Origin of the sequence: Paracoccus albicereus (genome assembly GCF_024359525.1) — a bacterium.
Classification (GTDB): domain Bacteria; phylum Pseudomonadota; class Alphaproteobacteria; order Rhodobacterales; family Rhodobacteraceae; genus Paracoccus; species Paracoccus albicereus.
In genome coordinates, this window is record NZ_JAKZEU010000002.1 from 173372 (window position 1) to 191426 (window position 18055).

The window sequence follows — 18055 nt, forward strand, 5'->3', positions numbered from 1 at the left end:
GACCTGAAGGACCGAACTTGCCCAAGCATCAGGACAGCCGCATCCTCCCTTATACCGCGCGCCAGATGTTCGATCTGGTTGCCGATGTCGAACGCTACCCCGAATTCCTGCCGTGGAACAGTGCTGCGCGCATCCGGTCGCGCGAGGCGCTGGAGGGCGAGGGCGCCGAACGGATCGAGGCAGATCTGGTCATCAGCTTCAAGGTGTTCCGCGAGCGTTTTGGCAGCCGTGTGCTGCTTTATCCTCAGGATCAGCCGCTTTGGATCGAGACCGACTACCTCGACGGCCCGTTCCGGCATCTGCACAGCACTTGGCGATTCACCGACCTGCCCCCCGAGGATGAGGAGTTGCGCTGCAAGGTCGCCTTCGATGTCGATTTCGAATTTCGCAATCCGATCTTGGGACGGCTGATCGGGGCCGTCTTCGGCGAGGCGATGGCGCGCATCATCCGCGCCTTCGAGGATCGCGCACGCGCGCTTTACGGCGCGGGTGGGTCGCGCTAAGACACGTCGCGTGGGGCGGTTAGCTCAGCTGGTAGAGCGTCTCGTTTACACCGAGGATGTCGGGGGTTCGAACCCCTCACCGCCCACCACCCTCTTCAACGCCCTCCAGTCCCGCATGCGGCGCGTTTGTGATCACGGGCGAAAATTCCGTGATCACGGATTGCAGAAAACCCGCATTTCCAGACATGAGACTGGCATCGGGTCGTGACACCTGTCACTAATCGGGCCAATACACAGCCGAAGTCACGCCAGCCCGACCGGGCCAGCCAATCGCCCGGCGGACCGACCGATGAGCCCGCGCGCTAATGCGTGCATGAACCAGAGGTGCCTCATGGCCGATGTCAATCGCGGTAACCGCCCGCTGTCTCCCCACCTGTCGACCTATCGGCTGCCGCTGGCGGCCGTGACCTCGATCCTGACCCGGATCACGGGGCAGACGTTGGTCGCGGGCATTCTGCTGCTGGTCTGGTGGCTGGTTGCCGCGGTCAGTGGACCGGAAGCTTTTGCCCGCGCCGACGCGGTGCTGCGGTCATGGCTCGGGTTTCTTGTGATGGCCGGTTCGCTGTGGGCCCTTTGGTATCATGCGATGGCTGGGGTCAGGCACCTGTTCTACGACGCCGGCATGCTGCTGGAGATCGGTCAGGCGCGGACCGCAAGCCTGGTCATCCTGATCGGATCCAGCGTGATGACCGTGCTTACGTTGATCGCGTTTTTCATCTGAGGAAAGGCCAAGGCGATGCGCTATATCACTCCGATGAAGGCGGCGCGCGGCATGGGTGCCAGCGGCACCGGCACGCTGCACCACTGGCAGATGACCGTCAGCGCCGTTGCGCTGGCGATCCTGACACCCGCATTCATGTATGTCGTCGGCTCGGCGATCGGCCTGTCGCGTGAAGGCGTGATTGCCTATTTCGGACGGCCCTATCCGGCCGTGATCACGGCATTGTTCATCGTCGTGGGCATGATCCACTACATCAAGGGTACGCGGATCATGATCGACGATTATCTCGATCATACCGAACGCAAAGTAGCGATCATCTTCTCTGTCATCTTTGGCTGGGGCGTGATCGCGGCAGCGGTCTTCGCGCTGGCGAAGATGGCATTCACGGGCTGAGGCAAGCGAAGCATGGCAGATTACACGATCCACACCCATGATTACGATGTCGTCGTGGTCGGCGCCGGGGGCGCGGGGCTGCGCGCGACGCTGGGCATGGCCGAGCAGGGGCTGCGGACGGCCTGCGTCACCAAGGTGTTTCCGACGCGCTCGCACACCGTCGCGGCGCAGGGCGGAATTGCGGCATCGCTGGGCAACATGGGCCCGGATAGCTGGCAGTGGCACATGTACGACACGGTGAAGGGCAGCGACTGGCTGGGCGACACCGACGCGATGGAATACCTGGCGCGCGAGGCGCCGAAGGCGGTCTATGAGCTGGAACATTACGGCGTGCCGTTCAGCCGCACCGAAGAGGGCAAGATCTATCAGCGCCCGTTCGGCGGCCACACGACCGAGTATGGCGAAGGTCCCCCCGTCCAGCGCACCTGCGCGGCGGCCGACCGAACGGGTCACGCGATCCTGCACACGCTGTATGGCCAGTCGCTGAAGCATAACGCGGAATTCTTCATCGAATACTTCGCGCTGGACCTGATCATCACCGATGGCAAATGCACCGGCGTGGTGACGTGGAAGCTGGATGACGGCGAAATTCACGTCTTCAACGCGAAGATGGTGGTGTTGGCGACGGGCGGCTATGGCCGTGCCTATTTCAGCGCGACCAGCGCCCATACCTGCACCGGCGATGGCGGGGGGATGGTCGCGCGGGCCGGCCTGCCGCTGCAGGACATGGAATTTGTGCAGTTTCATCCAACCGGCATCTACGGATCGGGCTGTCTGATCACCGAGGGTGCTCGCGGTGAGGGTGGCTATCTGACGAACTCGGATGGCGAGCGGTTCATGGAACGCTATGCGCCGACCTACAAGGACCTCGCCAGCCGCGATGTGGTAAGCCGCTGCATGACGATGGAAATCCGCGAGGGCAGGGGTGTCGGCCCGGAAGGCGATCACATCTTCCTGAACCTGATGCACCTGCCGCCCGAGACGCTGCACGAGCGCCTTCCGGGCATTTCCGAAAGCGCCAAGATCTTCGCGGGCGTGGACCTGACGCGTGAGCCGATCCCGGTCTTGCCGACGGTCCATTACAACATGGGCGGCATCCCCACGAACTACTGGGGCGAGGTTCTGGCCCCGACCGAGGATGAACCCGACCGGCTGTTCCCCGGGCTTATGGCGGTGGGCGAGGCTGGCTGCGCGTCGGTCCACGGGGCGAACCGGCTGGGGTCGAACAGCCTTATCGATCTGGTGGTCTTCGGTCGCGCCGCTGCCATCCGCGCCGGTGAAGTTATCGACCGCAAGTCCTCGATTCCACAGACGAATCAGGCGGCGGTGGACGCTGCACTTGCCCGGTTCGACGCGATCCGCAATGCCGATGGCGGCACGCCCGTTGCGGCTCTGCGCGACGAGATGCAGCGCACGATGCAGGCCGATGCCGCGGTATTCCGCACCGACAAGACATTGGCCGAAGGCGTCGAGAAGATGGCGCAGGTGGCAGCCAAGCTGGACGATCTGCACGTCACCGATCGCAGTCTGATCTGGAACACGGATCTGATGGAGGCGCTGGAACTGACCAACCTGATGCCCAACGCGCTGGCCACCATCGTTGCCGCCGAGGCCCGCAAAGAGAGCCGGGGCGCCCACGCACACGAGGATTATCCCGAGCGGGATGACGCCGAATGGCGCAAGCATTCGCTTGCATGGGTCGAGGGAAACACGGTTAAACTCGCCTATCGCCCCGTTCATCTCGATCCGCTGACCCCGGCCGAGGCGGGCGGCATCGACATGAAAAAGATCGCTCCCAAAGCAAGGGTATACTGATGCGCATTTCCGTCCCCGTTCTTCTTACCGTCGCAGCGCTCGGCCTGTCGGGCTGCGTGGTAGCCACTCCGGTCGCGACCCCGGTCAATCCGGTGCCGTCCACGCCGGCGACGCCGGTTCCCGCGACGCCGACCGTGCTGGACGCGGCCAGCCGCGCACTGGCACGCAGCGTCGTCGACACCGAGATGCAGCGTCGTCTGCCCGGCGTGAACGTCGCCCCCTATACCGACTGCGTCATCAACAACGCGACGACCGCCGAACTGATCGACATCGCCCAGATGTCGCGTGCCGGTGTGGCGGGCGCGGGCGACAGCGTTGCGGCAATCGTGACGCGTCCCGGCACGACGCAGTGCATCGCGGCAGCGGCGCGGACTGCGTGATGATCCGTCCGGTCCTGATCGCCTCGGTGATTGCGGCGGCAGGCCTTGCGGCCTGCGGCCCGATTCCGGTCGATCAGGCCGAACGCGTATGCCTCGACAACGCCAGGCTGGCAAAGGCACCGCGCAGCACAGCGGTGATCGGCGTTGGTGCTGGGGGCGGCAATGTCCGCCCCTATGGCAGCCTGGAGATCGACGTCTCGTCCGACTATATCCGCGGCCGCGATCCGGCCGTGGTCTATCAGCAATGCGTGCTGCGGCGGTCCGGTCAGGTTCCGACGCGGGCGCTTTACGACATGCCGGGCTGGGCCGGCTGAGCCGTATGGCGACAGGATCCTCGGGACAGGCGGGACGACGTATCTGCATCCACCTTGGGGTGCAGAAGACCGGCTCGACATCAATCCAGCGGCATCTGGCGCTGAACGAGGCGGCCTTGGCCGACCGACTGGTGCTTCGCCTGCCGGTTGAGGGTGGGCCGCTGCGTCCCCTGGGTCGTGCTGCTGTCGCCTTCAGCCTGTCGCGTGACGATGCCAGCCGCGCTGCGCTTGCCGAGGCCATTGCGGTCGTTCGCGAGAACCTGCCCGACGGCGATCTGCCGGTGCTGCTGAGCCACGAGAACCTTGCCGGGGCGATGCCGGGCAATGGTGGCGAGACGGGGCTTTTTCCCGGCCTTCCCGACATCATTTGGATGCTGGAAGAGGGGTTTTCCGGTCTTACCGTCGATTATGTGGTCTATTCGCGGCGCATGGGTCAGTGGAAGCCATCGGTCTGGGCGCAGGCGGTCAGAACAGACGGCTACAAGGGTACCTGGGAGGCGTTTCAGGCAGAGACCGCGACGCTACCGGGCTGGCAGAACCTGATCCGGCGTATCCAGGCTGTGGCGCCGGGGCGCGTCACGCATCTGCGGCTGGAAGACGAGATCGACCCCGCGCATCCCGGTGCGCTTCTGCTGGCGCATCTTGGACTGAACGCCGGCGAAATCGCGGCGCTACACCCGCTGGACGGCCGTTCCATGCAGAGGCTTCCGGACGCGACCACCGAATTCATTCGACGATTGAACGGCTTGGCGATGAATCCTCATGCCCGATATAAGGTCGCCGAACTGGCGGCGCGGGTGCCGCAGCTTTTCAATCCGGACTACCGGCCGGCGGCTGGCGAAGCCGCCGGGCGACACTGAAAGGACAGAACCATGGTCGAATTTCGACTTCCGCAGAACAGCCGCATCCGGGTCGGCAAGACCTGGCCCGCGCCGAAAGACGCGAAGCGCACGAAGGTCTTCAAAATCTATCGCTGGGATCCCGATACGGGGGAGAACCCGCGGCTCGACAGCTACACGATCGATCTGGACGCCTGCGGGCCGATGGTCCTGGACGCGCTGATCAAGATCAAGAACGAGATCGACCCGACACTGACCTTCCGCCGGTCCTGCCGCGAGGGGATCTGCGGGTCCTGTTCGATGAATATCGGCGGCGGAAACCACCTCGCCTGCATCTACGGGATCGACGAGATCGAGGGCGACATCTCGATCTACCCGATGCCGCACATGCCGGTGGTCAAGGATCTGGTGCCGGATCTGACGCATTTCTACGCGCAGCACGCCTCGATCAATCCCTACCTGATCACCAAGTCGCCCGAGCCGGGGACAGAGTGGAAGCAGTCGATCGAGGATCGCAAGAAGCTCGACGGCCTGTACGAATGCATCCTGTGCGCGTCCTGTTCGACGGCGTGCCCATCCTACTGGTGGAATGCCGACAAGTTCCTGGGCCCAGCTGCGCTGCTGGCCGCCTATCGCTGGATCATCGATTCGCGCGACGAGGCGACGGGTGAGCGGCTGGACGAACTGGAAGACCCGTTCAAGCTGTATCGCTGCCACACGATCATGAACTGCACCAACACCTGTCCGAAGGGCCTGAACCCGGCGAAGGCCATCGCCGAGATCAAGCACATGATGGTCGACCGCATCGTGTGAGGCCGGGGACGCTTCGCCCCCCGGACCCCCCGAGGATATTTCAGGACAGAAGAGGGGCCGGACCTGCGGGTCTGGCCTGTCCCTTACCCCTCGACCTTGGTGAAATCGGCGATCTGGCGGCCCGCCTCGCGGATGCGATGCAGCAGGTTGAGCCGGTTGCGACGCAGGATCTGATTGTCTGCGTTCACCTGAACCGCGTCGAAGAAGGAGTCGATGGGACCGCGCAGCGCCGCAATGGCGGACATGGCGGCGGGGAAATCCTCGGCCTTCGTCGCTGCCTTGATCTGCGGTTCGGCCTGGTCGAGCGCTGCGAACAGGGCGCGTTCGACGTCGGTTTCGGCGAATTTGGGATCGGCACCAAATGAATATTCGACGCCGTCCTGCGCCTCGGCCTGCGCCAAGATGTTGCCGGCGCGCTTGAGGCCTTGCGTGAGGTTCTTGCCGTCCTCGGTCTGCAGCATGGCGTTCAGCGCGGTGGCGCGGTTGACCACCAATCTCAAATCGCAATTTCCCGGCTGGACCAAAACGGCGTCGATGACGTCGTGTCGGATGCCTTGATCGCGCAGGTGGACCTTCAGGCGATCGTGGAGAAAGCCGCGCAGATCGTCGCTGATGGCCGGATCATGCTGGTCGATCAATGAGTGCCAGGCCGGCGCATCACTCGCTGCCTCAGCCACGAGTTTGCGCGTTTCCTCACCGAACATACCAACGGCGACCGACGATGAGAGGATCGCGTCCAGCCGCCCGGGCGCGTCCGGTGAGTTCCCGGCCTGATGGCGAAGCGTTGCTGCATCGTTCAGTCGATCGACAGACAGGCGCAGATCGTTTTCAAGCATCAGTCGGATCACGCCCAATGCCGCCCTGCGCAGCGCGAACGGATCCTTCGATCCCGTCGGCTTATCATCGATCGCCCAAAACCCGGTCAGGGTGTCGATCTTGTCAGCCAGCGCGACGGCGATGCTGACCGGTTCGGTCGGCACCGCGTCGGACGGCCCCAGCGGCGAGTAGTGGTCTCGGGCGGCGTCGGCCACGGCATCGGGATGCCCGGCGGCCTTCGCGTAATAGCGGCCCATCGTGCCTTGCAGTTCGGGAAATTCGCCGACCATGGCGCTTTGCAGGTCGAGTTTCGCCAATTTCGACGCCTGTTCGGCTTGGTCGGGATCGGCGCCGACCAACGGCGCTATCTCGCGTGCCAGTGCGGCGATGCGTTCGATCCGGTCGGCCTGCGAACCGAGCTTGTTGTGGAAGGTGACGGATTTCAGACCCTCGGCCCAGGCCTCCATTCCCGCCTTCGCCTCGCGCAAGTCGTTTTCCCAGAAGAACGCTGCATCCGACAGCCGGGCGGCCAGCACGCGCTGGTTGCCGGAAAGGATCGTTTCGCCGTCGTCGGGGGTTTCGATGTTCGCCACCGTGATGAAGCCTTCGATCCGCCCGGTCTTGGGGTTGCGCGCCGAGAGAAACTTCTGGTGTTCCTTCATCGAGGTCTGCAGCACTTCGGGCGGCAGATCGAGGAAACGCGCCTCGATCACGCCCATCAGCGGCACCGGCCATTCGACAAGACCCGCGATTTCGCCGAGCAAACCGTCATCCGGCACGATTTCCCATCCCCGCGCGAAGGCGAGACTTTCGGCTTCCTGCCGGATCGCGCCTTCACGTTCGGATGCATCGAGCATCACCCTCGCGCGGCGCAGCTTGGCGGCGTAATCGTCGAAGCCGGTGACGGCGAACGCGTCGGGCGCCATGAAGCGGTGGCCGCGCGTGGTGTCGCCAGCCGCGATGCCGTCGACATTCAGCGCCACGATCGTCGCGCCGGCCTCATCGCTGAGGATGCAGAGGATCGAATGCAGCGGCCGCACCCAGCGAAGGGAACCGTCGCCCCATCGCATAGACTTGGGCCAAGGGAAGTCGCGGATCGTCCGTTCCAGAACCTCTGCCACGATGTCCGCGGCAGGACGGCCGGGCTTCTCGATCGTGGCGAACCAGACCTGCCCCTTCTTGTCGTCGCGCGCTTCCAGTTGATCCTTCGTCAACCCGGTGGAGCGCAGGAAGCCCTCCAGCGCCTTTTCAGGGGCATCCGTGCGCGGGCCCTTCCGCTCTTCGCGCGTGGTGGGGCTGTGCGCTGTCAGACCTTCGACGGCCAGAACCAGACGGCGGGGCGTGGAAAACGCGCCGGCGCTGGCATAGGTCAATCCGGCTTCGACCAGACCATCGGTCATCAGCCGTTTCAGATCCTCGCGTGCGCGGGACTGCATCCGGGCCGGAATTTCTTCCGAGAAGAGTTCGATCAAAAGGTCGGGCATCAGTCCATCACCCCCCGTTCGGGGTCTTTGTCGTTGTATTGGTGCCAGCCAAAGGCGCGGCCGTCGGGATAGATCGCGATCACCCGGTCAACGTCGGGCCGGATTTCGGAGGTGCCGAGATAGGCCGTGGCCGCGCCCGAGGCGAGATCCTCGGTGATGTGACCGGCATCGTAGCAGTCGAACCAACCGGGCCCGTTCAGCGGCGTGGCGTCGGGATAGGGCGTCAGCGTGGTCTCATCCACCGGCGTCGCGAGATGCGCGCACGCCCGCCAGCGCAACGGCGAGGAAGTGGCGTCGATCCCCTCGAAACTGGCGATGGGCAGAGGGATCTGATCGCCATCAATTGCGGCGGTCAGCTCGACCCCTTCGGGATCGATGCGGCTGTAGAAACCGTAGACCTGCAGGTAGTAGAGACCCGCCCCACCGATGATGGCGGAGGCTGCAATGGCGATGACGGCGATGCGACCCCAGTTCACGCCGCGTCCCTTGCCTTTGCCGCGTCGGTGGTCAGGAACAGGTCGGCGCAGGATTTCGCGAGCGCCCGGACGCGGCCGATATAGGCCTGCCGCTCGGTGACGGAGATCACCCCGCGCGCGTCCAACAGGTTGAAGATATGGCTGGCCTTGATCGCCTGATCATAGGCGGGATGGGCCATCGGAATGCGGCGCCCCGCACTGTCCTCTTCGGGCGCCGCCAGGACGCGGGCGCATTCAGCCTCGGCATCCTTGAAATGCTGGAACAGCATCTCGGTATCGGCCTGATCGAAGTTCCAGCGCGAATATTCCTGTTCGGTCTGGCGAAAGATGTCGCCGTAGCTCAGCGGGATCGGCGCAGAGGGATCGTTGAAAGGCATGTCCATCACATGCTCGACGCCCAGCACATACATCGCCAGCCGCTCCAGCCCGTAGGTCAGCTCACCCAAGACAGGGCGGCAATCGTGCCCGCCGACCTGCTGGAAATAGGTGAACTGGCTGACCTCCATCCCGTCGCACCAGACTTCCCAGCCAAGACCCCAGGCGCCGAGCGTCGGGGATTCCCAGTCATCCTCGACGAAGCGGACATCGTGGATCAGCGGGTCCAGCCCGATCGCGCGGAGGCTGCCGAGATACAGATCCTGCAGGTTCGGGGGGCTGGGTTTGATGATGACCTGATACTGGTAATAGTGCTGAAGACGGTTCGGATTCTCACCGTAGCGCCCGTCCGTCGGGCGACGCGAGGGCTGGACGTAGGCAGCCGCCCAGGGTCGCGAGCCGAGGCTGCGCAGCGTGGTGGCCGGGTGGAACGTGCCGGCGCCGACTTCCATATCGTAGGGCTGCAGCACTGCGCAGCCCTGCGACGCCCAGTAGGATTGCAGCCGCAGGATCACCTCCTGAAAGCTGCGAGGGCGGTCTGCCGTGTCGGGGCTGGTCATTTTCACGTCCTTTTGCGAAAGACGGTGGATATTCTTGGCCTGCGCCTTCTAGGCGTGGGGCGGGGCAGGGTCAATTGCGCCCCTTGGCGTGGACGGACAGTGGAGCGGCGGATGCGGATCGCAGCGATCGTTTTGGCGGCAATGCTGCCGCTTCAGGCCCTGGCGCAGGACGCGGTGATCCGGATCGAGGCCAAGCGCAGTGCTGCAGAGGCCGAGGCTGCGGCCGCGCGCTGGCGGCAAAGCTTCGATGACGTGGTGACCTTCGCGCTGCCCGGTGGCTGGACCGGGATCGCCCTTGGTCCGATGGCCGAAGATCAGGCGGCGGCACGGCTGGCGCGGCTGATCGCGGAAGGCGCGGTTCCCGCAGACAGTTTCGTGGCGCGTCCGTCCGGCGATCTGCCCTTGCGGACGGTGGCGGCGCCGGATGCGCCGAGCGCGGGCGGCGTGCCCGCACCGGCGATGGACCTGATGGGTACGCAGCCCACCGGATTGGCGGCGCCCGACCGGCACCTGCGGTTGCAGGCGCTGGAGGATCGGACAGAGGCCGAAGCGGCGCTTGCCACATGGCGCGAGACCTTTCCCGGCGCGGCCTTGTGGCAATTGCCGAACGGCTGGTTTGCGGTCGGTGTCGGACCCCTGAGCGAGGCGGCTGCGAATGCCTGGCTTTCCGCGTTCAAGGCGGCGGATGTCGCGCCGAAGGACAGCTTCGTTGCCACGACCGCGGAAATGGGCGCGCCCGTCGTCGCGGGCGACGCGCCGGACCTGCCCGAGCCGCCTGAAAGCGCTGCGGACCTTCCGCCCTTGGACGAATTGCAGCGGGCGTTGCGGTGGGCGGGTCGCTACGACGGCGCCATCGACGGACAGAGCGGACCGAAGACCCGTGCCGCCATCGCAGCCGAAGTGGCGTCCGGGCGCGCCTCGCCCGACCCGGGCACGGCAATGCGCGCATTGATCCAGCGCCGCGCGGATTGGCGGACCGAGATGGGGCTGACCACGCTGAGCGATCCGCAGACGGGGCTGCAGGTGATCGCGCCGATGGATCGGCTGCAATTCGATCGGACCGAGCGGTCGCTGTCGATCTATGCGCCGAAAGATGGGTCCGGCGCGGCGCTGATCCTGTTCTCGCAGCCAGGCGGGCAGCAGGAATTGCTCGATCTGGCTGGGCTGGTGACGGCGCTTGGCTGGGTCCCGCAGCCGGAGCGGACGATCGAACGGGGCCGAGTCCTGTTGAAAGGTGCCAATGCCGATCATCTGGGCCAGGCCGAGGGTTGGGTGCGCGATGGTCGGGCTGAGGGTTATGTCCTGATCTGGCCCGCGGCCGACCCCGAAAACCAGGCGCGGATCGCGGCGGAATTGTCGGACAGCCTGACGCGGGTGGCGGATGCAAGCAACGATCCGGGTGCGACGATGCAGCCGACGAATGGCGACGGCGTGGCGCCGATGATCCCCGCAGGTGAAGGCGAACAGAGCGGCGATTGATCGCCGCTCAGGTCCGCCAGAAGCGCGGCAGAAACAGCACCACGACGGCGATCAGCTCTAGCCGGCCGAGATACATCCCGAAGATCATCAGCCATTTCGCAGCCAGCGGAAACTGGTTGATCGCCCCGTTGGCGCTGATTTCGGGCCCCCATGCGGGGCCGACATTGGCGATCGAGGTCCAGGCTGCAGTCAGCGCAGTTCGCGGATGCAGGCCGGTCAGGGCCAGACCCACGATCAGCAACCCGAAACTGAGCATGAAGAGCGTGAAAAAGGTCATCACCGAACTGACAACGTCGGAATCGAGTGGCCGGCCTTCCAGTCGCAGCGGATAGACCCGGTGGGGCGAATGCATCCGCCGGATCTGGGCGCGCACGGCTTCGAGCAGCACGAGATAGCGGAAGATCTTGACCGAGCAGCCGGTGGAACCCGTGCAGCCGCCGATCAGTCCGCAGACGATCAGCAGCGCAATCGGGAAATGGCCCCATTCGGCCATGTTGGTCGAGGCGAAGCCCGTGCCCGAAAAGGTCGAGATCGTGTTGAACACGGTCTCGCGGATCAGGAACATTGGCTCGCCGCCCTGTCCCATCCACAGCACGCGATAGATCATGATCAGGGCGCAGGCGTAGAAGATCCAGCGCAGATAGGCGCGCACCTGCACGTCCTGCCACAACGGCACAAAATTGCCCCGCATCGCCTGAACCATACGGATGAACGGGATCGATGCGAGGATCATGAAGATGCAGGCCACCCATTCGGGCGCGCCCAGATAGGCACCCATACTGGCGTCGTAGTTGGAAAAGCCGCCGGTCGAGATGGCCGAAAGCGCATGGACGATGGCGTCGAAGCCGTTCATCCCCGCGATGATGAAGCTGATGATGCAGGCGGCGGTCAGGATCAGGTAGAGCCGCGTCATCTCGGCCGCGATCTCGGCCGCGCGGGGAAGGATCTTGCCCAGCGTGTCGAACCCTTCGGACCGGAAGAACTGCATCCCGCCGACCTTCATCACCGGCAGGAACACCATCGCCACGACGACGATCCCCAGCCCGCCGAACCAATGCAGCATCACGCGCCACAGATTCGTTCCGCGGGGCAGGTCGTCGAGCGCAGGGAAGGCCGTCGTCCCGGTCGTCGTCACGCCTGACATTGCTTCGAAATAGGCGTCGCTGAAGCGTACGCCAGGCGCACCCAACATGAAGGGCAGCGCACCAAAGAGCGGGATCACGGCCCAGAGCCCCGCCGTCAGCAGAAATGCCTGCTGGATGGTCAGCGATTCGCTGGGGCCGCTGGTCGCCACCATCGTTAGAAGGCCGATGATGACCGTCAGGGTCCCGGCCTCGACGAAGCTTGTCCAATGGGGATCGCCCCCCCACCAGTCCACCGCCATCGGGATCAGCATCGTTGCCCCGAGGACCGCGATGATCTTGCCGATGGCATGGGCGACCGGCCGGATGTCGATGTCCGAGCGCACCCGCTTGGCGATCACGCCGCCTTCGCCGGGATGTCTCATCGCCACGGCGAAAACCTGTCAAACGGAAGAGATCGGGAAGGGCTCGACATCATGGGCGCATCATCGCCGTGATCGCGGAGGAGGGCAAAGGGAAAGCGCCGCAATGGCATCGCCACCATCGTCCTGTGGCGCGGATGGCGCCCGGGCTATTTCCGCGAAGCGCTTTCCGCGCTATCGTCGAGTGATGCGGATCAGCTGCGATTGCGGAACCTTCCAGGCGGAATTGACGCGGTTTCCGGACCACACGCCGGGCCGTCTGGTGTGCTATTGTAGGGATTGCCAAAGCTTTCTGAACAGGCTCGGGCGGCATGACCTGCTGGACGATCACGGCGGAACCGAGGTCATCCCGGTCTACCCGTCCGAGATCTGGATCGTTTCGGGCGTCGATCAGTTGCAATGCAACCGGCTGAGTCCGAACGGGATCTATCGCTGGTCGGTGCGATGCTGCAATTCGCCCATCGGGAACATGCGCGCCGGCATTCCGTGGTTCGGCATCCTTCACAACGCGTTTCACGCGGCAGACCCGAACGCACCGAAACGCTTGGGGCCTGTGCGGGCGCGCATCTACGGGCGCGACGCGATCGGTCAGCCGCCCTTTCCGATCTCTCACAAGATCGGCTTTCGGGACATGCTGGCGGTTCTGCCCTTCATCCTGAAGGGCAGGCTTGCAGGCAAGACCAAAGGGTCGCCGTTCACGCAGGATGATGGCATCACGCCCATCGTCGAGCCGAGGCTGCTATAGTCGGAAAGCCTTCAGCCGATCTGAACCATGCGGTGCTTCTTGCGGCCGACCGAGACCTTCATCCCGTCGCCGATCGTGGATGCGTCGATGGAATGCTGCGGATCGTTGACGGATTCGTTGTTCAGACGCAGCCCGCCTTCGGCGATCAGTCGTTTGGCCTCCTTGCCCGAAGCCGTGATTCCGGTCTGCGCCAGAAGCTGCGTGATCGAAAGGGGCAGCGTACCGGCGGGGATCGTCACCACTTCCAGATCACCGCCGGTGCCGCCCTGCTCGAACACCTCGCGCGCGGTGGCCTCGGCGCTGGCGGCGGCCTCGGCACCGTGCAGCAGTGCGGTGACCTCGTTGGCCAGCCGCACCTTCGCCTCGTTGATCTCGGAGCCTTGCAGCGCCCCCAGCCGGTCGCATTCCTCGACCGGCAGCTCGGTATAAAGTTTCAGGAACCGGCCGACATCGGCGTCGGTCGTGTTGCGCCAGAACTGCCAGAATTCGTAGGGCGACAGCATGTCGCCGTTCAACCAGACCGCGCCGCCCTGCGACTTGCCCATCTTGCGCCCGTCGCTGGTGGTGAGCAGGGGCGAGGTCAGGCCCCAGATCTCGCGGTCCAGCACCCGGCGGGTCAGGTCGATCCCGTTGACGATGTTGCCCCATTGATCGCTGCCGCCCATCTGCAGCCGGCAATCGTAGCGGCGGTAGAGTTCCAGAAAGTCGTAGGCCTGCAGGATCATGTAGTTGAATTCGAGGAAGGACAGCGACTGTTCACGATCCAGCCGGGACTTCACCGATTCGAAGGACAGCATCCGGTTGACGCTGAAATGCCGTCCGACATCGCGCAGGAAGTCGAGGTAGTTCAGCCCGTCCAGCCATTCGGCGTTGTTGAGCATCAGCGCGCGCTGATCGCCGTAATCGAGATAGCGCGCGAAGACCTGCTGCATCCCGTCGATATTGGCCTGGATCTGGTCTGGACCCAGCAGCGGCCGTTCATCGGCACGAAAGCTGGGATCGCCTACCTTCGTCGTGCCGCCGCCCATCAGCGTGATCGGGCGGTTGCCGGTCTTTTGAAACCAGCGCAGCATCATCACGTTCAGCAGATGACCGACATGCAGGCTCGCTGCCGTCGCGTCATAGCCGATATAGGCAGTGACGGGACCCTCGCTTAGCGCATCGTCCAGCGCCTGATAATCGGTGCAGTCGGCCAGAAAGCCGCGCTCGATCATGATGCGCATGAAATCGGATTTGGCGTGGTAGGTCATCGGGCTTTTTCCTTGTCAACGCTGCGGATATACCGCCGGCATGGACAAAGGAAAAGCGATGATCCGGGCGCTCGGGATGATGTCGGGCACCTCGCTCGACGGGGTGGATGCGGCGCTGATCGAGACCGACGGCGTTCGCATCGGCGGATTTGGACGGTCCGCCTATCGTGCCTATTCCGGCAACGAGGCGGCGGTGCTGCACGCGGCACGCGGGCGCTGGCCGGGCGAGCCGGGCGTGGCCGAGGCGGCCGAGATCACGCGCGCGGGCCATGCCGACCTGGCGAAAGCCTTTCCCGAGGCGGAGGTCGTCGGGTTTCATGGCCAGACCTTCGCGCATGAGCCGCGCGGGCGGGGCACGCATCAGGCGGGCGATGGGGCGCATCTGGCGCGCGATCTGGATCGTCCGGTCGTGTGGGATTTTCGCAGCGAAGATGTCCGGCAGGGCGGCGAGGGCGCGCCACTGGCGCCTTTCTTCCACTGGGCCTGCGCGGATTGGGCCGCAGGGCAGAGGCTGCTGCCGCGCGCGCCGGTCGCGTTCCTGAACCTTGGCGGCGTCGGAAATGTCAGCTGGGTCGATCCGACGGCAGAGGCACCCGAGGCTGAGGGCGCTTGCCTGGCTTTCGATACCGGGCCGGCGAACGCGCCGCTGGATGATCTGATGCGGACGCGGCGTGACGTGGCACGGGACGAAGGTGGCGCCTTGGCGCGGCAGGGCCATGCTGATGCGGGGGTGGTCGAGCAATTCCTGCAACATCGATTCTTCGAAAGAAAACCGCCGAAGTCATTGGACCGGGACGAGTTTTCCGATCTGCCCCGCATGGTGGCGGGGCTGTCCGACGCTGACGCCGCGGCGACCTTGGTGGCGGTCATCGCAGGCTCGGTCGCGGCGGGGATCCGCTGGTTGCCGGCACCGCCCGAAACAGTACTGGTCTGCGGTGGCGGGCGGTCGAATCCGGCGATCATGGAGGCGCTGACGGCGACGTTGCCTTGTGAAGTCCAGCCGGTCGAGGCGGTCGGGCTGGACGGTGACATGCTGGAGGCGCAGGCGTTCGGATGGCTTGCGGTCCGTGTTCTCAATGGCTTGCCGACGTCGGGGCCGAGCACGACCGGGGCGCCTGGGCCGGTTTGTGGCGGGCGGATCAGCCATCCGCGAGGGCTTTCACGATAGGCGCGGGAAATCCGCGATCCGCCCTTGACGCGCCCTGACCCCTCCCGTAAATCCGCCCTCACCCCGGCGGGCGATCAGCCGGGGAAGGTGAGTGTGCGGTTGTAGCTCAGTTGGTTAGAGTACCGGCCTGTCACGCCGGGGGTCGCGGGTTCGAGCCCCGTCAACCGCGCCACCACCCTTCGCCCCGATCCCTTGCGGATCAGACAGACATGCGCGGTTGTAGCTCAGTTGGTTAGAGTACCGGCCTGTCACGCCGGGGGTCGCGGGTTCGAGCCCCGTCAACCGCGCCACTGTCCCGTTCCCTTCGTTCAGCTTCGTTAACGGCAACGCCAGCGTACGGTGGGGCGCAACAGCGCAACACCTTTCGCCGCGTTTCGGCCCGCAATTGCTGGGTCTGGTGCTGTGACATCCGTACACCGGGCGTACACAGGCTGTACACACCCTGTACACAGGCTGCGGGCGTGCGGTTAGGGGATCGTTAAGATCTCCCGGCTGGCGCCGGGATGCCTCCGGCGGGGATATTTCCTGACGGATGAGGGCGTTAAGGCCTGCTCGCAGGTGTTGCGCGCGTCTGCGCCCGTCAGGCGCGTTCCACCCGGCACTGAAAGCAGTTGTTGCTGGCCGAGCGGATGTGGATGAAGGCGATCCTGTCGTCCTGGAAAAGCGCTTCGCACCGCGCGGGAATGTCCGAGGTCGCCACCACGGAGCCCGTGCCGTACAGGATCCGCTCATCCGCCGTATAGCCGCGCACGATGTAACTGGGTGCGGTGAGCATCCTGGTCGGAAATCCTGGACCGCCGGGCACGCACTCGGCGGCGCAGAGGAAGATCGGTCCGGTTTCGGTATAGGGGTTGAGGCCGCAGAAGGGCCGATGGGCCGCGATAAGGTAGGGTTGGCCTTCGGGGACCTGCGCAAGACAATGTCGGCAGGGCGTAGCGATTCCGTCAGAGGCCCCAATACGCTCGGGCGGCAAGCCGTAAGCATCGGGGCCATCGCGCAGGGCGCGGGCAGTTCCGGTCGGGATCGGCAGGAAGGTCAGTGCCATTTCGGGACTCCTGTTTTTAATCTCGGCTGTGTATGAGGAGGTCCGGCTGCGCGCGGGCAGGCAAAACGGGCGCGGCATCCGACAATCGGAGAGACGGCGATGGACGACAGGTCTGACAGGGGCGAAGCACAGGCGTTGATCGAGCGCATGGGCGAAGCGGCGCGCAAGGCGGCCGAGGTGCTGCGCGAGGCGAGCGCGGAACGCAAGCACGCGGCGCTGGATGCGGCGGCTGATGCGGTGGCGCAGTCGATGCCAAAGATCCTGGAAGCCAACGAGCAAGACCTGCAATTCGGTCGCGACAAGGGGCTGAGCGATGCGATGACCGACCGGCTGCGGCTGGACAAGGACCGTATCGGGGCCATCGCCGAAGGGCTGCGCACGGTCGGCGGTCAGCCCGATCCGATCGGGGCGGTGATCGCCGAATGGGACCGGCCGAACGGACTGCGCATCCAGAGGGTGCGGACACCGATCGGCGTGCTGGGCGTGATCTATGAAAGCCGTCCGAACGTCACGGCGGATGCCGGGGCGCTGGCGCTGAAATCGGGCAATGCCGTGATCCTGCGCGGGGGCTCGGAAAGCCTGCACTCATCGGCCGCGATCCATGCCTGCATGGTGGCGGGGCTGCGCGAGGCCGGTCTGCCCGAAGACGCGATCCAGCTTGTCCCCACGCGCGACCGGGCCGCGGTCAGCGCGATGCTGCAGGCGCAGGGGCTGATCGACGTCATCATTCCGCGCGGCGGCAAGGGTCTGGTGGGGCTGGTCCAGCGAGAGGCGCGGGTGCCGGTCTTCGCGCATCTGGAGGGCATCTGTCACGTCTATGTCGACGGAGAGGCTGCGCCCGAAATGGCGCGGCGGATCGTCGTCAATGCGAAGACCCGTCGGACCGGAATCTGCGGTGCCGCCGAGTGCGTGTTGATCGACGAAGCCTATGGCGATGCCGAGGCGCTGATCGCGGCGCTGGTCGCAGCCGGCGTCGAGGTCCGGGCCGACGGCGATCTGGCGAAGCTGCCGGGAACGGTAACGGCCGGGGCCGATGATTTCGGGCACGAGTTTCTGGACATGGTCATCGCCGCGCGCCGCGTGGACGGCGTCGAGGGGGCGATCGAGCATATCCGCCGCTATGGCAGCCAGCACACCGAGGCCATCGTGACGGCCAACGATGCGACGGCGAAGCGGTTCTTCCAGGGGCTGGACAGTGCGATCCTTCTGCACAACGCCTCGACCCAGTTCGCCGATGGCGGCGAGTTCGGCATGGGCGCCGAGATCGGAATCGCGACCGGCAAGCTGCATGCTCGCGGCCCGGTGGGCGCCGAGCAGCTGACCAGCTTCAAGTATCTGGTGACGGGCGACGGGACGTTGCGGCCGTAGGGGTCAG

18 protein-coding genes and 3 tRNA genes are annotated in these 18055 nt (G+C 65.1%); 15 read left to right on the plus strand and 6 right to left on the minus strand.

Translation table 11 applies throughout. The features are described from left to right. The first annotated feature begins 17 nt into the window (after positions 1-17). The 9 genes from MLD63_RS04405 to MLD63_RS04445 all read left to right on the plus strand — a co-directional run bounded on the left by MLD63_RS04405 (position 18) and on the right by MLD63_RS04445 (position 5778). The gene (locus MLD63_RS04405; protein ID WP_255328676.1) at positions 18-503 is read left to right on the plus strand and encodes a type II toxin-antitoxin system RatA family toxin; all 486 of its coding nucleotides are present in this window, start codon (positions 18-20) and stop codon (positions 501-503) included. A 13-nt stretch (positions 504-516) separates the two neighbouring features. Then, positions 517-592 (plus strand) — tRNA-Val (locus MLD63_RS04410). 242 nt (positions 593-834) lie between these two features. After that, entirely contained in the window at positions 835-1224 is a 390-nt protein-coding gene (gene sdhC / locus MLD63_RS04415; protein ID WP_255328678.1) for a succinate dehydrogenase, cytochrome b556 subunit, read from the plus strand. A 15-nt stretch (positions 1225-1239) separates the two neighbouring features. Beyond that, positions 1240-1617: a succinate dehydrogenase, hydrophobic membrane anchor protein gene (locus MLD63_RS04420; RefSeq protein ID WP_255328679.1), complete on the plus strand. Its 378-nt coding sequence runs from the start codon at positions 1240-1242 to the stop codon at positions 1615-1617. A gap of 12 nt (positions 1618-1629) precedes the next feature. Beyond that, on the plus strand, positions 1630-3432 hold the full coding sequence (sdhA, locus tag MLD63_RS04425; RefSeq protein WP_255328681.1) for a succinate dehydrogenase flavoprotein subunit: 1803 nt from the start codon (positions 1630-1632) through the stop codon (positions 3430-3432). Continuing rightward, positions 3432-3812 carry a hypothetical protein gene (locus MLD63_RS04430; RefSeq protein ID WP_255328682.1) on the plus strand — a complete coding sequence of 127 codons (381 nt, stop codon included), beginning with the start codon at positions 3432-3434 and terminating at the stop codon, positions 3810-3812. The genes sdhA and MLD63_RS04430 overlap by 1 nt, the downstream gene beginning before the upstream one ends. Further along, positions 3812-4126, plus strand: a complete 315-nt coding sequence (locus MLD63_RS04435; RefSeq protein WP_255328683.1) for a hypothetical protein — start codon at positions 3812-3814, stop codon at positions 4124-4126. Before MLD63_RS04430 ends, MLD63_RS04435 begins: the two co-directional genes overlap by 1 nt. Before the next feature lie 5 nt (positions 4127-4131). Further along, positions 4132-4986: a hypothetical protein gene (locus MLD63_RS04440; protein ID WP_255328684.1), complete on the plus strand. Its 855-nt coding sequence runs from the start codon at positions 4132-4134 to the stop codon at positions 4984-4986. Between the two features lie 12 nt (positions 4987-4998). Continuing rightward, positions 4999-5778: a succinate dehydrogenase iron-sulfur subunit gene (locus tag MLD63_RS04445; protein ID WP_255328686.1), complete on the plus strand. Its 780-nt coding sequence runs from the start codon at positions 4999-5001 to the stop codon at positions 5776-5778. An 83-nt stretch (positions 5779-5861) separates the two neighbouring features. On the opposite strand, the gene glyS is transcribed toward MLD63_RS04445, so the two are convergent. Genes glyS through MLD63_RS04460 form a run of 3 tightly spaced genes read right to left on the minus strand, consistent with a single transcriptional unit; the run spans position 5862 to position 9489 of the window. Next, the gene (gene glyS, locus MLD63_RS04450; RefSeq protein WP_255328687.1) at positions 5862-8078 is read right to left on the minus strand and encodes a glycine--tRNA ligase subunit beta; all 2217 of its coding nucleotides are present in this window, start codon (positions 8076-8078) and stop codon (positions 5862-5864) included. Continuing rightward, on the minus strand, positions 8078-8554 hold the full coding sequence (locus MLD63_RS04455; RefSeq protein WP_255328688.1) for a DUF6446 family protein: 477 nt from the start codon (positions 8552-8554) through the stop codon (positions 8078-8080). The genes glyS and MLD63_RS04455 overlap by 1 nt, the downstream gene beginning before the upstream one ends. After that, complete coding sequence (locus MLD63_RS04460) at positions 8551-9489, minus strand: glycine--tRNA ligase subunit alpha (protein WP_255328689.1); 939 nt, start codon at positions 9487-9489, stop codon at positions 8551-8553. The genes MLD63_RS04455 and MLD63_RS04460 overlap by 4 nt, the downstream gene beginning before the upstream one ends. Before the next feature lie 111 nt (positions 9490-9600). On the opposite strand from MLD63_RS04460, the gene MLD63_RS04465 reads away from it, so the two are divergent. Further along, positions 9601-10968: a peptidoglycan-binding domain-containing protein gene (locus MLD63_RS04465; RefSeq protein ID WP_255328690.1), complete on the plus strand. Its 1368-nt coding sequence runs from the start codon at positions 9601-9603 to the stop codon at positions 10966-10968. A gap of 7 nt (positions 10969-10975) precedes the next feature. Here the strand turns inward: MLD63_RS04465 and MLD63_RS04470 are convergent, their stop codons facing one another. Next, the gene (locus tag MLD63_RS04470; protein ID WP_255329497.1) at positions 10976-12475 is read right to left on the minus strand and encodes a TrkH family potassium uptake protein; all 1500 of its coding nucleotides are present in this window, start codon (positions 12473-12475) and stop codon (positions 10976-10978) included. 103 nt (positions 12476-12578) lie between these two features. Between MLD63_RS04470 and MLD63_RS04475 the strand changes: the two genes are divergently transcribed. Continuing rightward, entirely contained in the window at positions 12579-13217 is a 639-nt protein-coding gene (locus MLD63_RS04475) for a DUF6151 family protein (RefSeq protein WP_255328692.1), read from the plus strand. 11 nt (positions 13218-13228) lie between these two features. Here the strand turns inward: MLD63_RS04475 and tyrS are convergent, their stop codons facing one another. Further along, positions 13229-14467 carry a tyrosine--tRNA ligase gene (tyrS, locus tag MLD63_RS04480; protein WP_255328693.1) on the minus strand — a complete coding sequence of 413 codons (1239 nt, stop codon included), beginning with the start codon at positions 14465-14467 and terminating at the stop codon, positions 13229-13231. A gap of 40 nt (positions 14468-14507) precedes the next feature. Between tyrS and MLD63_RS04485 the strand changes: the two genes are divergently transcribed. The 3 genes from MLD63_RS04485 to MLD63_RS04495 all read left to right on the plus strand — a co-directional run bounded on the left by MLD63_RS04485 (position 14508) and on the right by MLD63_RS04495 (position 15925). Beyond that, positions 14508-15635 carry an anhydro-N-acetylmuramic acid kinase gene (locus tag MLD63_RS04485; protein ID WP_255328695.1) on the plus strand — a complete coding sequence of 376 codons (1128 nt, stop codon included), beginning with the start codon at positions 14508-14510 and terminating at the stop codon, positions 15633-15635. Positions 15636-15730: 95 nt separating this feature from the next. Next, positions 15731-15807 (plus strand) — tRNA-Asp (locus MLD63_RS04490). A 41-nt stretch (positions 15808-15848) separates the two neighbouring features. Further along, positions 15849-15925 (plus strand) — tRNA-Asp (locus tag MLD63_RS04495). A gap of 290 nt (positions 15926-16215) precedes the next feature. Here MLD63_RS04495 and MLD63_RS04500 read toward each other — a convergent pair. Further along, the gene (locus MLD63_RS04500) at positions 16216-16680 is read right to left on the minus strand and encodes a DUF1203 domain-containing protein (RefSeq protein ID WP_255328696.1); all 465 of its coding nucleotides are present in this window, start codon (positions 16678-16680) and stop codon (positions 16216-16218) included. Between the two features lie 99 nt (positions 16681-16779). Between MLD63_RS04500 and MLD63_RS04505 the strand changes: the two genes are divergently transcribed. Then, positions 16780-18048, plus strand: a complete 1269-nt coding sequence (locus MLD63_RS04505) for a glutamate-5-semialdehyde dehydrogenase (protein WP_255328697.1) — start codon at positions 16780-16782, stop codon at positions 18046-18048. The last annotated feature ends 7 nt before the right edge of the window (positions 18049-18055 follow it).